Annotated in this window: 10 protein-coding genes and 1 pseudogene; 5 read left to right on the top strand and 6 right to left on the bottom strand. The window is 44.5% G+C overall.

Going from position 1 to position 15,183, the window contains the following annotated elements; genetic code table 11:
• Positions 1-470: cytochrome b/b6 domain-containing protein (locus J5X92_RS14595; protein ID WP_208806009.1), on the top strand; the 470-nt coding region annotated here is incomplete at its 5' end.
• Between the two features lie 88 nt (positions 471-558).
• Here the strand turns inward: J5X92_RS14595 and J5X92_RS14590 are convergent.
• Positions 559-1,473 (bottom strand): LysR family transcriptional regulator, encoded by a 915-nt coding sequence (locus J5X92_RS14590; protein ID WP_126873968.1) that lies wholly within the window; start codon positions 1,471-1,473, stop codon positions 559-561.
• Positions 1,474-1,583: 110 nt separating this feature from the next.
• Between J5X92_RS14590 and J5X92_RS14585 the strand changes: the two genes are divergently transcribed.
• The 3 genes from J5X92_RS14585 (at position 1,584) to J5X92_RS14575 (ending at position 4,444) form a co-directional block, all read left to right on the top strand.
• Positions 1,584-2,579: a zinc-dependent alcohol dehydrogenase family protein gene (locus tag J5X92_RS14585; protein ID WP_126873967.1), complete on the top strand. Its 996-nt coding sequence runs from the start codon at positions 1,584-1,586 to the stop codon at positions 2,577-2,579.
• A 334-nt stretch (positions 2,580-2,913) separates the two neighbouring features.
• Entirely contained in the window at positions 2,914-3,924 is a 1,011-nt protein-coding gene (locus J5X92_RS14580) for an NAD(P)-dependent alcohol dehydrogenase (RefSeq protein WP_208806008.1), read from the top strand.
• Between the two features lie 97 nt (positions 3,925-4,021).
• Positions 4,022-4,444, top strand: a complete 423-nt coding sequence (locus J5X92_RS14575) for a CBS domain-containing protein (protein ID WP_126873965.1) — start codon at positions 4,022-4,024, stop codon at positions 4,442-4,444.
• Between the two features lie 111 nt (positions 4,445-4,555).
• Here the strand turns inward: J5X92_RS14575 and J5X92_RS14570 are convergent, their stop codons facing one another.
• The gene (locus J5X92_RS14570; RefSeq protein ID WP_208806007.1) at positions 4,556-7,600 is read right to left on the bottom strand and encodes an efflux RND transporter permease subunit; all 3,045 of its coding nucleotides are present in this window, start codon (positions 7,598-7,600) and stop codon (positions 4,556-4,558) included.
• A 3-nt stretch (positions 7,601-7,603) separates the two neighbouring features.
• Positions 7,604-8,677, bottom strand: a complete 1,074-nt coding sequence (locus tag J5X92_RS14565) for an efflux RND transporter periplasmic adaptor subunit (RefSeq protein WP_013784835.1) — start codon at positions 8,675-8,677, stop codon at positions 7,604-7,606.
• A 156-nt stretch (positions 8,678-8,833) separates the two neighbouring features.
• Here J5X92_RS14565 and J5X92_RS14560 point away from each other — a divergent pair, with 156 nt between their 5' ends.
• Positions 8,834-9,451 carry a TetR/AcrR family transcriptional regulator gene (locus tag J5X92_RS14560; protein WP_208806006.1) on the top strand — a complete coding sequence of 206 codons (618 nt, stop codon included), beginning with the start codon at positions 8,834-8,836 and terminating at the stop codon, positions 9,449-9,451.
• Between the two features lie 132 nt (positions 9,452-9,583).
• Here the strand turns inward: J5X92_RS14560 and J5X92_RS14555 are convergent.
• The 3 genes and pseudogenes from J5X92_RS14555 to J5X92_RS14545 all read right to left on the bottom strand — a co-directional run bounded on the left by J5X92_RS14555 (position 9,584) and on the right by J5X92_RS14545 (position 15,181).
• Positions 9,584-12,739: pseudogene (locus J5X92_RS14555) on the bottom strand (efflux RND transporter permease subunit).
• Between the two features lie 10 nt (positions 12,740-12,749).
• Positions 12,750-13,904, bottom strand: a complete 1,155-nt coding sequence (locus J5X92_RS14550) for an efflux RND transporter periplasmic adaptor subunit (RefSeq protein ID WP_126873961.1) — start codon at positions 13,902-13,904, stop codon at positions 12,750-12,752.
• Between the two features lie 167 nt (positions 13,905-14,071).
• Entirely contained in the window at positions 14,072-15,181 is a 1,110-nt protein-coding gene (locus J5X92_RS14545) for a GGDEF domain-containing protein (RefSeq protein ID WP_126873960.1), read from the bottom strand.
• Between the last annotated feature and the right edge of the window lie 2 nt (positions 15,182-15,183).

Below are 15,183 nucleotides of genomic sequence, written 5' to 3'. Positions count from 1 at the left end.
TTTTACTTTTGGCGAAGCAAATTATAACTCTTTACCATGCTGCTCAAAAACCAATCACGAAAGATCAACACGCCTTAGCATTAGCTAGGGTGGCATGGCGAATGAAAAATGGTTGGCCTACAGCGGCAGGGGATTACTCTGCGTTAGTACACGGCGTAGCTAAAGTGATTCATTGGGTACTTATTCTTAGCACGCTGCTAATGCCAATATCAGGGCTTATGACTTCGGTACTGGGTGGCCACGGTTTATCTGTGTTTGGATTAGAGGTATTCGCACAAAATTTCAGTGTAGAAGACCCTGAAAAAACGTTGCCAATAAACTACGAGCTTTCAAAACTCGGCGGCACTGTGCATCATTATTTAGGCTATGTATTGATTGGTGCTGTTGTACTTCACGTTGCCGGTGCGTTAAAACACCACATTATGGACAAAGACGGCACGTTACGACGTATGTTAGGCAAAAGTATTTAGTTAGTAAAATTTAAGACTAACGGCTTCGAATAGACAAAAAACCACAGTTTACTTGCTGTGGTTTTTTTATGACTTTTCTATGCTTTTTTTAAAGACCCGCTTCTCTTAACACTTTATCCCAGTAGGGTTCACCACTATACCGCTCTTTTAAAAAGTCGATAAAGGCGCGCACTTTGGGCGCTAATAAACGGTTGCTTGGATATACAGCCCACAGTGCACACTCAGCGGTTAGGGGGTAATCTTTTAAGACTTGAACCAATTGACCACTTTCAAGATATGGGTAGCTACACCAGGTGGCCGTGAGGGTTAAGCCGTTGCCACCAATAGCAGCGTCGCGTACTGCTTCACCATTATCCATACGAATTCGCGTTTTAGGTTTTATCGATACTACGCCCTGCGGTGTGTCGAATTCCCATGTTTCCAAACCCATAAGATTTACAGCAGCATGTTGAGGTATGTCTTGTGGGGTTTTCGGCGCACCATATTTCTTAATATAGTCTGGTGACGCTACAATAATTCGCTTGTCATCGGCCAGTTTCCTAGCATGCAGATTAGAGTCTTTTAGCACCGCGTCACGAATTGCTACATCAAACCCGCCTTCTATCAGATCTAAAATACTGTCGCTGAATCGAAAGTCGACATTTAGCTGAGGGTAAGAGGCTAAGAATTCTTCCATAGCGGGTACTAAGTGTAGGCGACCAAAAGAGGCTGGAGCGGTTACTCGCAATGTGCCCTGTGGCGTTTGTGAGCCAACCCCAACGGCGGCTTGAGCGATCTCAATACTCGATAGCACCTCTTCCGCATGAGGTAAGAATAGTTTTCCTTCATCGGTTAACGACACTTTTCGCGTGGTTCGGTGAATAAGCCGCACACCCAAATTTTCTTCCAATTTATTAATGTGAGCGCTAGCCACGGCCGGTGAAACATTCAGTTCACGCCCAGCAACACTGATGTTATTGGTATTGGCGATACGTACAAAAAGCTTAAGGTGATCGATGTTCATAATGGATTATCAATAAAATCTATAAACTGTATGTGTTTATAACCTAATTATCATATGCCTGGCTAGTGTCTATTATTAGTCTCGAACTTAACGCAACGAGGCTAACTCACATGAAAGCAATGGTTATTAACGAATTTGGCGGACCTGAAGTATTTACTGCGGCTGAAATAGATGCCCCACGACTTAAAGCGGGCCACGTCATTGTGCGTATTGCAGCAACTAGCGTAAACACTGTAGACACCATGATCCGTGAAATAGGTCAAGACCTACCATTTTCCCCTAAACTTCCAGGCGGTGTTTTAGGGATGGATTTCGCCGGAACAATCGAATCTGTAGGCGAAGGCGTAGAAGACTTTAATGTAGGTGATGAAGTTTACGGTTGCGCGGGTGGATTAGCTGACTTGCAAGGTACATTAACTGAGCTCATTCTAGCGGATGTGCGTTTGATTGCGCCAAAACCTAAATCTCTATCTATGCGTGCAGCGGCAGCGCTACCTTTAGTGGGGATCACCGCTTATGAAGGATTAACCCGCGCACAAACTGCAAAAGGTCAAACGGTGTTGGTCCATGGCGGCGCTGGCGGTGTAGGTCACCTTGCTATCCAAATGGCCCGTCACTTTGGTGCAACCGTTTTTGCTACAGGTGGCTCAGATGAGCAAGCCGCGCTTATTGAGAAGCTGGGTGCTACTTATATTGATTATCGCTCAGAAAAAGTGGCTGATTATGTTGCTAAGCACACCGATGGCGCAGGTTTCGATGTGATTTATGATTCTGTGGGTGGCGGCAATTTACAGAACTCTTTTGAAGCAGCAAAACTATGCGGTCAAGTGGCGACTACTGTTTCATTGATTGAAACTGATTTGAGCCCTGTGCACTTCAGAGGTTTGAGCTTACATGTGGTATTCATGCTGATCCCTATGATCCACGACTACAAGCGTGAAAGTCATGGCGCTATATTACGCGCTATAACCGACATTGTTGATGCAGGTGCATTAACCCCAATCCTGGATAGCGAGGTGTATACCCTTGATCAAGTAAGTGATGCACATGCGCGCTTAGCAAGCGGCAAAGCCATGGGCAAAATCGTTATCGATGTAGCCTCTTAAATTTTCGAGCACAAGCTGTTGAATACGTTCTTGAACAAGCTCTTGAAATAACGACTTGTGCTAACTTTTAGATTTGTACTGTTTACTTTCCCTAAGCGCTACCCTTTGCGCACTTTTACCCTTGGTGATAGCCGTTATGCTCGCCAAGGGGCTTTTATTTTTTCTCTCGCCTTTAATTAATCGTCAATATCCTTATCTCTGTATTAAACCATAGAGCATATTTACTTATGTTCGCATGTTGCGTTGCGAGTTTTTTAGCGCTATTGGTATTTTGTACTCGCAATTGTAAACATCCCCTAAACTATCTTCACTTGCTAATCAGGAAGGAAATTTTATGAAAGTAATGCGTTTGAAAGACAACAGTGAAGGATTAGCATCACTTTACTGCGCAGACGAAGCAGAGCCAACCGTCGTCGGCAACGATGAAATTAAAGTAAGGATCCATGCTAGCTCTCTAAATTATCATGATTACAGTGTAGCGACGGGTGCTATTCCCACAGAGGGCGATCGTATTCCTATGTCTGACGGCGCTGGCGTAGTGGTAGGAGTTGGGGAAGGCGTTACACAATTTGCCCCAGGAGACCATGTGGTTTCTACCTTTTTCCCTGATTGGTTAAGTGGCGCACCTACGGTAGGTGATTTTAGTCGCACACCTGGCGACGGTATTGACGGTTATGCCAGAGAAGTCGTGGTAAAACCGCAGCAGTGGTTTACTAAAGCACCGAGCGGGTGGTCTCATGAAGAAGCGGCTACTATTACTACGGCAGGATTAACAGCTTGGCGAGCATTAGTCGTAGAAGGCGGCTTAAAAGCAGGCGACACGGTTCTGTTGTTAGGCACCGGCGGTGTTTCTATCTATGCGCTTCAAATAGCCAAAGCAATGGGAGCGAAAGTGGCTATTACCTCAAGCTCTGATGAAAAGTTAGAGAAAGCAAAAGCCCTAGGAGCAGATTTTACGGTTAACTATAAAACAGATGAAAAGTGGGGCAAAACCGTTGCCAAATGGACGGGCGGAACAGGGGTTGATCATGTGGTAGAGGTGGGCGGCCCTGCCACACTAGGGCAATCTATTCATGCATGTAGAGTAGGGGGAAGTATTGTACTTATTGGGGTGTTAACCGGTATTAAAGGTGATATTCCAACAGCTACCCTTATGCGCAAACAAATTAGGTTAACTGGGATTATTGTGGGTAGCAATAAAGAGCAATGGGACTTTGTCAGTGCCTTGGAATGTATGAACTTCAAACCTGTGGTTGATACAACATTTGCTCTAGAAAGGCTACCGGATGCGTTTGCTTTTGAGGCGTCGGGTAAACACTTTGGTAAAATTTGTGTGAGTCTTTAAATCAAAAAGTGGGGGCAGCAACATTGCACGCTGCGCCCTTATTGAGCACTATAGGAATGGTTAGGCCTAACGTAAAAATAAGAGTAAAAGGAATACCATGAGTTTGTCCCATATCATGTCTACTCGTGTAGTCAGTGTACATATGGATGATAGTTTAGAGTTGATACAGACTTTGTTCGCCGAAACCGGGTTTCATCATTTGGTGGTAGTGCATCAGAATCAACTTCAAGGCATCATTTCAGACCGCGACGTCTTAAAAGCGACTAGCCCTTTTGCCAATACGGTTAATGAACGCTTTCGCGATAGAGCAACACTGGAAAAAAAAGCGCATCAGATTATGACGCGAAACGTGTTTACTCTTTCTCCAAACGATTCAATTGTTAGCGCCATTTCCCTGTTCAATGAAAATAAGATTTCCTGTATCCCCATCATTGATGAGAAACGATGCCCGGTTGGCATTGTCTCTTGGCGAGATGTTATGCGATTTATGGAAGCGAGGGTGAATGCTAAGAAAGGTTAGAGGCTATTGGTAGAAGTTGTGAAAACCATATAATCAGCGATGCTAACATCAATAAAAAAGGTGCGTATAAACGCACCTTTTTTGATTCTTTCCTAGTTTACAGTAAACAAACTAACTGGCTTTTCGATAGCTTACTTTGAACAAAATGCTATAGAGAACAGGCACTGCAATAAGCGTTAGAATGGTGGCAAAGGTTAGTCCGCCCATAATCGTCACTGCCATATCTGCAAAGAAGGCATCGAATAACAGTGGCGCCATACCTAAAATAGTGGTTAATGCAGCCAACGTTACAGGACGCAAACGGCTTAGCGTTGCTTCTACTATTGCCTTTTTAATTTCTAGCCCTTCTTCAATTTGTAAATCTATCTCTTCAATAAGTACGATGGCATTTTTAATCAACATACCAAATAAACTCAAGAACCCAAGAAGTGACATAAAGCCAAATGGCATATTGGTAGACAGAAGCCCTGTCACTACACCAACTATCGCCATAGGCACCACTAACCAAATGATCAGCGGCTGACGAGCGTGTCCAAATAGCAGTACAGAAATAATGAACATCACTAAGAAACCCACAGGTAAACCTGCACCAAGCGCCGCTTGTGCATCGCTAGAGCTTTCAAACTCACCACCCCATTCAAGGGCATACCCGGCAGGAATGTCCATCGCTTCAATTTGAGGGCGAATACGGGCAAATGCTTTCGCGGCAGTTTCATTGTCGCCTGGCTCAGCCTCTACGGTGATGGTACGCAATCTATCTCTACGATGAATACGTAGCTCTTCTGTCACTATATCTAAACCGCTCGATACCTGGGTAAAAGGCACGTACTGACGTTGCTGAGAAGACCATACTTGGCTCTCTCGGACTGATTGAATGGCGGTGTCATCGGGATGCCCCATTTTTGCCACAATACTGTAAGCATAATCACCGTCTTGCACACTGCCTAAACGCAACCCGCTACTAGCATACTGCACCGTTTGACTGAAGTCTGAGTGAGACACGCCCGCAATACCGGCATTGTAATTATCGTACTGGGTATTAATAGCCACGCCTTTTTCACGCCAATTGTGGCGAATATCTTTAATATTGCCATCAGCGAACATCAAGCCTTTCGCTTCTTCGGCGAGGGTACGTAACACTTCTGCATCAGGGCCTGAGAAGCGTGCTTCAAGCTTAGCGCCAGAACCTGGACCAAACTGCATACGCTCTTGGTAGAAGTTAGCATCAAGGTCAATATTATCGAGCAAGCCGGAAAGCTTTTCTTGAACGGCAGGAATATTCTCTAACTCATTAACCCGTACCATGAAAAATCCATAGTTTTCATTGGCACTTTTGGGCGCGTATGTAAGCGTGAAACGATCTGCTCCTTGACCAATAATGGTGGTGACAGCCGTTACATTTTCTTGCGCTAAAATACGTTGCTCAGCTTCTTTAATGATTTTTTCGGTAGCGCGAATATCACGATCTTGTGGGCCCCAATAATGCACAAAGAAAAGCGGTGCATTTGAGGGCGGGAAAAAGCCTTGTTTTACCATACCGAAACTGCCGTAGGCCACCACGGTAATGACCACCAGTACGGCAATGGTCACCCATCGTAATTTTAATGCCCCGGTGAGGGTTTTGGTGAACCAGCGCTGCAACACAGTAGGTTCATCGCCATCGGTTTGCTTCACGCCTTTACGAAACACTAATTCGCCAAGCACTGGCACTAAGGTAACGGCTAGTACCCAGCTCATCATTAAAGAAACTAATACAACAGCAAATAAGGAATATAAAAATTCACCGGTAGCATCATCAGATAACCCAATTCCCGAGAAGGCCGCGATACCTATTACTGTTGCACCTAATAAAGGCCATTGTGTTCGCTTCACAATAAAGCTTGCCGCATCTTTGGCCGACGCGCCGGTAGCCATTCGCAGCATCATGCCTTCGGCCACTACAATCGCGTTATCTACTAACATTCCCATGGCGATAACCATAGCGCCAAGGGATATGCGTTGAAGCTGAATATCCATAAGCCACATGATAAGAATAGTGCCAAGTACGGTAACTAACAGTACTGCGCCTACCACTACGCCAGAGCGCCAACCCATGAATAGGCACAACGTCAGAGTAACGACGACTACCGACATCACAAGGTTTGAAATAAAGCCATCGACCGACTCATCAACCACCGAGGCTTGGTCGTAAATGGGGGTAAGGGTAATCCCCACAGGAAGGGTATTAAGTAGGTGATCCACTTTGGCATTTACCCGGTTGCCAACATCAACAATGTTCACGTTAGAAAGTGCTGAAACCGATACGGTTAATGCTTCTTCGCCATTATAACGAATAAGTTGTGACTGGATATCTGCAGGCTCTAATTTAAGCGTGGCGACATCGGAAACGCGAATAGAGCGATTGGTACCTGGAATAACTAACGAAAGGTTAGATATTTCTTTAATTTTATCTGGTGCCCGCTCTACGATTAATCGTACATTCTTTTCATCTACCAACACTCTTCCACCATTAAAAGGGCGCAAGTTATCTTCAAACAGCGAGGTTAAATCAGGAAAGGAAATACCTAATCCGGCAAGCTGATAAGGATTCACGTAGGCAACTATCTGTTCGGTTTGCACACCACTTACCGTGACTTTTGCTACCCCATCTGTGGTTAATAAGTCTCTGCGAATTAAGCGCGCAAATTCCCGTAATTCACTGATGGTAAAGTCGGGGGCGCTCAAAGCGTAGTAAAGGCCGTAAACGTCACCAAAGTCATCAAAAACTACAGGGTCTTGTGCACCTGTCGGCAAGGATGTAGCGGCGTCTCGTAAACGTTTCCTAAGTTCATCCCAAATTTGTGGAAGTTCAGTACTGTCATAGTTGCTTTTAACTTCGACAGTAATTTCAGATAAGGCTGGCGAAGAGATTGATGTGAGTTCTTTTAGTTGCGGCATTTGCTGTATAGCAATTTCTAATGGTTCGGTAATTTCCTGTTCCACTTTCTCTGCGCCAGCGCCAGCGTAGCTGGTGTAAACCTTCACCTGTTTAATCGTGAATTCGGGGTCTTCCAAACGACCAATATTGGTCATTGCAATAATACCGCCCAACAGCAGTATTACTACCATTAGCCATACATTTACAGGTTTATCAATTGAATAACGAGCGATATCCATAACTTACTTTTCTCCCTCGTAAGGAAGCACCTTCATGTCTGCTCGCATTTTAGTTGCGCCTGCTGCAACCACCTTTTCACCCAGCGCTAATGAACCACTTAGTACTGCGAAATCTTCGTGAATGTGTTCAACAGTAACGCTAACTTTGTTCACTAATTTGCTGCTTTCGTTATATACCCAAACCCCAAAGCCTGAGGCTTTGTCACCCACTAACGATTGCACTGGAACAACGACACCGTCAGGAAATGGTGAACCTTGTAAGCTCACTTTCACAACCGCGCGAGCGCCTGGCGTAAGAGGTAAATCTGCACGTGGCTCCATAGCAAAAACGACTTCATAAGTTTGCGAGACAGGGTCGGGCTGAGTGTTGTGCTCTACATAATTAACTGGATACCACTGTGTTTCTTCTGTCGTTAACGATGCACTAGCTTGCTCTATTCCACGATTAAGGTTCGCGGTGAGTAGCCTTTCAGGCACGTTAATATTGAAGTAAATTTTAGAGACATCTTGTAACCGAGCAATAGGCGTTCCTGCGGCTACAAAGCTATTATTTTCAACAAGACGCTGAGACACCTTGGCATCGAAAGGGGCATATAATTGGGTGTAACTTAAATCCTGCTTTGCCGTTTTTAGTTCTATTTCAGCTAATTCGTAGGTGGTCTTTGCCGTATCAAGAGTACTCTGCGCAACCAGTTTCTGCGCATACATTTTTTCAATACGATCTAATTCGCGTTTAGACTGTTCCAAGCGAGTACGTTGTTCATCAACACGGCGCTCGAAAGGCTGTCGGTCAATCGTAGCTAACAGCTTTCCTTCTTCAATGTCATTACCAGTGGTTAAATCGGTTTGTACTAACCGACCTGACACTTCAAAACTAAGATCTACCGTTTTCACTGCAGAAACCACTGCCGGAAAGGTAAATTCATCAAATGCAGGAACCGTGCTCACCTCGGCAAGTTTCACATAGCGGGGGGCTACCGTTTTATTTTGTATGTCATCCTCTGATGTACAGCCAGCAAGGGTAAGAACAGACAAGGCAGTAAACGCAACAAGGTGACGAATTCGCGAAATGGGCATAGGAAATTATCGATCCGTATTTGTGGTGAATACAGTATAGACGACTATATTCACCTATAATTAAAGTAAACTGTGCGGTGCATTTTAGAGATCATGCATTGAAAAGTAAACTGCGCAGTGTAAAATGACCGCATATTATTTTTAGACAGTAAAATTATGACTAGTGCTACACGTACCCGAAGTGATGTTAAGCGAGATGCTATTATTCAAGCAGCGAAGCAAGCATTTCAGGAATTTGGCGTTAACGGAACCAGCATGGATAAGCTGGCTGAACTAGCGAACGTGTCTAAAAGAACAGTGTACAACCATTTCTCAGCAAAGGAAGAGCTGGTAATGCACCTAATTAAAGAGCAGTGGCAATCGGCGCTTGTTGATATAGGTGCGCCTTATGATCCTGAGGTCTTGCTGGCCGACCAACTCACCGACCTGATTATGGCCGACATCAACTTTATGAGCGGGGATGAACACTTAGAGTTGGCCCGTGTTGCTATTGGCCATTTTTTTTATGAGCCCAATCGTTTAAAAGATGAAGTTGCCCAACTTCAAGCCCAAGAAAAAGCGATGCATAAGTGGTTAAAAGCCGCAAAAAAAGACAACCGTATGGCTTTTGATGACATTGAGCAAGTGGTTGAAGAGATGGATAGCCTGGTAAAAGGGCAGTGCTTTTGGCCACAACTGTTTAAGTTAGAAGACCCACTTTCTGAAGCGCGTAAGTTGCAAATTGCAAAAGGCGTGACTGAACTGATACTTTGTCGTTATGGCGTGAACACTTAGTTCAAAGCAGATGCAATAAGGCTGCGAAGCTAATCAGCATACTAGTGAACCCCACAATATTTTCTTTCTGCGTCTTAATATTCCCACCGCTATACACCAGTGGGAATATTGTTAGACGTTAAAAAATCTTACCTAGTTGCCATACTCAATCTCAACCTCCACCTCAGAATCATTTGCACGAGATCTACGAAAGATTTTACGTTTTATCCACGAAAACGGTACGGCTAAGTCGAGCATGATTAAGTACAAGCAAGGCACTAAAATTAATGTGACCAGTGTGGCGTAAAGTACGGCAAAACCGAGTGCGGCGGCCATGGGTACGACGAACGCCGCTTGTAGGCTACTTTCAAACATAATCGGCAGTACACCGGCAAAGGTAGTAATCGAAGTCAGTGTGATAGCCCTGAAGCGCGCACTGCCAGCTTCTGTTACCGCTTCTTTAACACTGTAACCTTGTGCGCGGCGTTGATTAACAAAGTCTGTCATTACTAGGGAATCATTTATCACCACACCAGCGGCGGCTATCAGACCAAAAGTAGACATCATACTTAAATCTAGGCCGAGCCAGAAGTGACCCCATATAGCCCCAGTAAAGCTAAATGGAATAACCGACATTATGATAAGCGGTTGCCCGTAGCTTTTAAGCGGTACGGCCAGAAGAATATAGACCATAATCATCGCGGCTAAGAAAAACAATAATTGTTCACTTTGCTGCGCTTGCTGTTCTTCAATATCGCCGCCAAGCTCGGTCATCACTGATGGAAATTCTTCTTGTAACTGAGGAAGTAGTTTTTCCTTAATCTGTTCTACCACTTCGTTCGGCTCTACCGCCTCTTCATCTATATTGCCCCACACATACACGCTACGGTATCCACCTTCACGACGAATGTAACTGATGCCAGGTTTTTCTTCCAATAACGCAATGTCACCAAGCAATACGTCACGGCCTTCAGGTGTTTTGATAACGGTATATTTCAAATCAGCAAAACGCTCACGGGTAAGTTCGGGATAGCGCACCATTACCTTCACTTCTTCGCCATTACGAATAACGCGTTGTGCTTCGCCGCCATAGAAGCTAGCGCCAACTTGAGAGGCAATGTCAGAAAGGGTTAAACCTAGGTCATAGGCCACCGGCAACATAACTAATTGCACTTCTTTGCTGGCAGGATCTATGGTTGAACTAACGTCAAATAGTCCATCTTGTTGTTGAAGCATTTCAATAAACTTCAAACCTGCAGCGTTCAATGTGTTGATATCAGGGCCGAATAAGAGATAGCCAAATTCACCATCATCACCATTTCCGCCATTCACATCGTCTATCACGGTGAACGACTTCATACCGGGAATGTCCGGTATGGCTTCTCGCCAGCGCCTTGCTAACTCGAAGGTATCAATAGGGCGTTTGTCCTCGTGCACCAACGGAGTCAGAATTTGGCCTTGGGTACGCTCATTGTTGAAGGCCAGTCTGTCGCGGATCATACCGGTGCCAAACTCTTCAATAACTTGTTCTTCAACGTCTAAAATAGTTTGTTCTATCGTTTTTAACGCTGTGATGGTGGCGGTATCTGACACGTTTTCATTCATTTCAATGCGAACGCTAGGAAAGTCATGAGGCACTTTCGGATTAGGCACCATTCGCACATAGTTTGCGTTGATTAGCCCGATACTAATCATCAATATCCCAAAGAATAGGAAAAACACCGCCCAACGCCACTTTAACGCGCGCTCAACGGTGCGTTTATAAGGACCGTTTACAAAGCTGTAGAATCGGGTGTTAAATTTATCCCGCCAGCTTCCTTTTTTAATCGGTGTAAAGTGTGTATGGGCAATATGTGCTGGTAGTATTAGCTTCGATTCAACTAAGCTGAACGCTAAGCAAAAGATAACCACAATTGCGATATTGTAGAAGAAGGCACCTTCAGGGCCGCTACTTAGGGTAAACGGAGCGAACACGGCAATGGTGGTCAAAACACCGAATGTAGCTGGCGTAGCAACACGCTTTGCGCCCCGTACTACGTTATCAATGCCGCCGCCTTTGCTTTCTATTTCGGTATAGGCACTTTCCCCTATGACGATGGCATCGTCTACCACAATACCTAGCACCATAATGAAAGCGAATAACGAAAGAATATTAATACTGATGCCAAATATCGGCATTAGCATAACAGCACCTAAGAAGCATACCGGTAAGCCTACCATTACCCACAAGGCCAGCTTGAAACGTAGAAATAGGGTTAGCATCAAGGCGACAAGAATGGAGCCTTGAAACAGGTTTTTAAGCATCATATCTAAGCGAGCATTCAAGTAGTAGGTCATATCTACCAATATTTCTAAGCTCACCCCATTGGGAAGGGTTTTATTTCTTTGCTCGATATAGGCTTTCACCGTGTTAGCCACGGGGATGGTATTTTGCGACTTAGTCGCACTTACCGACATGTAAATGGCGTTTTTACCATTGTATTTAAAGTATCGTTCGCCTTCGGTAAAGCCATCTTTAATTATAGCAATGTCACCCAAAGTGACTTTGGCCCCTGCAGTGCCAATCTTAACGGGAATTTGGGCAAACTCATTTCCGCTGTAATACTGGTTTTCTACCCGAACAGAAATGATGCCTGCATTAGTACGGAGCTGACCGGCTGATATGTTAGTAGAATAGTTGCTTATCGCACGGCTAACATCGGCAATGCTAAGGCTGTATTTACGCAACATTTCTGGCTTTATTTCAATGGCAATTTCATCACTGGGTGTAGACACTTCTACTAAGGACACGTTGCCTAGTTGAAGCAGTTCATCTTCAATCTCATTGGCGATGATTTTAAGCTCTGGAAGAGGTAAATCGCCCACCAATGGCATTTCAATCACGTCTTGTTGAAACTCAATTTGCGATATATTTACCGGCTCCATTCCCGCAGGGAAGGAAGCAATACCGTCAACTCTCAGTTTAACTTTATCGAGTACATCGGTGAGTTCTTCATCGGTATCAATTTCAAGTGTTACGGTTCCAGAATCACGAAAAGCGCGGGCTACTGTTCTTTTAATCTCGGTAACGTCTTTTAGCGCCTCTTCTACTTAAATAAGAATACTTTCTTCTATTTCTTGTGGAGATGCACCAGGATATTGTGCCGACACCGTAATGTAGTTTATTTCGATGTTGGGAAACATTTGGCGCTGAATCGTAAAGTAACTGGCCAAGCCCATCAAAATGATAAATATCATTAATAGGTTCGCGGCTACGGCGTTATTGGCAAACCACGCGATAATGCCCGTTTCTGAATTTGTTTTATTCATAGTGACGCTCCTATTTCGCGGTGTCGCTGCTCGCCGCAAAATCAGCGCTGTTATCGATGACTTTTACTTCCATGCCATTTTGAGGGTATTCAGGTAAAGACATCACCACTTTGTTCGGGTTAAAAGTGCCTTGAATAAGAAAGTCGCTGCCATCTTCACGAATAACCTGAATTTTTTTCGAGACCAACTTACTTTCTTCATCTATTGTCCAAAGCGTGCGGTTGGTGACTAATTCTTGAGGAATACGGTATACATTTTCTAGCGTCTTACCTTCAAAACTTATCGTGGTATAGGTACCGAATTTCACGATAGGTTTAGTTGCATTCAGGGCGTAAGGGTCTTCAATTCTGGCTACAAAATGGGTCATTCTGGTGGCACTGTCGATAACGCCCGTGTCACGATGAATTGTCGCGGTAACTTGCGTTTTGCTTACATCGTCAAGGGTAAGTATCGCTTTTGTTCCTAGGGTGTTTTCATCTAAGAATACCCGGTCGAACCCCGCGATAGGGAAGGTGATTTCTGCCTGCTCAATATTATTGATAACCGCCGCGGTTGTGCCTTGGGTAACATAATCGCCGGTACTGATCTCTCTTGAAATAATAAGGGCATCATAAGGGGCAGCCACTTCGCAGTTATCTAAGTCGCGCTTGGCAATTTTGAGTTGAGCTTCTGCCGATTTAACCGATGCTTGTGCGCTCATAACTTGCGGCTTTCTAAGATACAAGTCGGTGACCCTTGCATCAGGCATAGATTTGGCCTCTCGAGCCGCTACATCCGCTTGAGCTTGCTCTTGTATTAATTGGGCTTGTGCGCTGGAAAGGTTAGCTTGCGCGAGTAATAGCGCTGCCTCGTAGGCATCTTTTTCAACCGAGAATAATACTTCACCTCGTCGAACCAGTCCGCCACTTACAAATTTGGGGTTCCAAGACTCGACTTCACCCGAGACCTGAGCAGCAAGGTTTGTACTTTCTAGTGGCTGCACTTCCCCATATGAAGATAATGTGATGACAGAGCTTTCAACATCAATGTGCTCGATAGTGACGGTGGGACGGGTGTCTACCGCTTCAGTTATGGCTGAATCTGAGGCAGAGGCCTCAATGCCTTTCATTATAAAGTAACTTACTACCAAGATGGCAACGGGAAGTATGAATTTCATCCATTTCATAATCGGGTCTTTTTAAAAAAATTAGCTGAGTGGAGTTTAACGACAAACTGTGTCTAAGTTATTCATCAATTGTAACTAAACGTGAGTCAATAAATGTAAAGACTCAGGGAGACCAATGCTTGCATACGTAAGGGGATTGAGGGAGGGAATATCTTTGGTTGATTAGTCTAGCGACTACTTTTACGCTTGTGCTCTGTTGCGGTACATACTTTATTTCTACCGTCATTTTTTGCTTGGTATAACGCTTGGTCGGCCAAGTTTAACGCAGTAGTGAGTGTCATAGACGGCGTAATCTCGCACACCCCAAAACTTGATGTAACACGGTGCGATTTGTTATCAACCGGAATGGCATTAGCACTCAGGTTTTCTCTTATTTGTTCAGTCACCATTCTCGCATCTTGCTCATTGGTTTCTGGAAAAATAAATAAAAATTCTTCGCCGCCCCATCGTGATAGACCATCTTGAGCGCGCAAGCGACTGCTGAAAACGCTGGCAACCTTTTTTAAAACCTCGTCACCCGCATCGTGTCCGAAGGTATCATTTATAGATTTAAAGCGGTCGATATCAGCGAGCGCGATAGAAAATGGTTTTTTGTTTCTCTGCATTCTGCTGAGTTCTTGCTCAAGCTGCTGCTGCCCGCCTCTACGGTTTAAAATGGTGGTAAGGGGGTCGTATCTGGCTTGACGTTTGAACTGTTCGCTCAGGTACACGGCCGTATTGTAGCTACGTTGACGGCTATATTCATAAACTGCGGATAGGAAAGAAACCGTGATGAAAGTATAAACAATACGCGTTTTAAACTCGAAAGAATACTCTGTCGCCAATAAGGCATTATCGGGTGTAAAAAATATGACAATAATAACTGCGGCAAAACCTGTTAGCGCCATTAGCCCCCGGCGAAAACCGGTAAAAAACATGGTGACGGAGGGAACGGTAAATATCCAAAGAGGCCCCGTATTTTCACTACCACCAGTCACGACTAGTATCAGCATAAGTGACATTAGACAGGCAATTAAAACGGTAGCAGAAATGAAACTGCCTCGCTTTGCCCCTATCATTGCTTGTAGTTTATGAGATATTGCAAACAGTATGGTGGCAGAAAATAACACGCAGGTTAAGAATGTTTCTTGTGCAAACAGTGCCCGAAACCCAAGTAAAAAAGTCACGGTCATCCCAACCGCAGAGAACATGTTAACGACTCTGATTCGACGATTTAGATCGTCAGACAGAGATGCGTCGGTTCCAAGGTCTACAAACTTTTTAATGGCACTAATCATAA

It is taken from the genome of Alteromonas sp. K632G (assembly GCF_017653625.1).
Taxonomy (GTDB): Bacteria; Pseudomonadota; Gammaproteobacteria; order Enterobacterales; family Alteromonadaceae; genus Alteromonas; species Alteromonas naphthalenivorans.
This window is presented reverse-complemented; position numbering and strand designations above follow the sequence as displayed.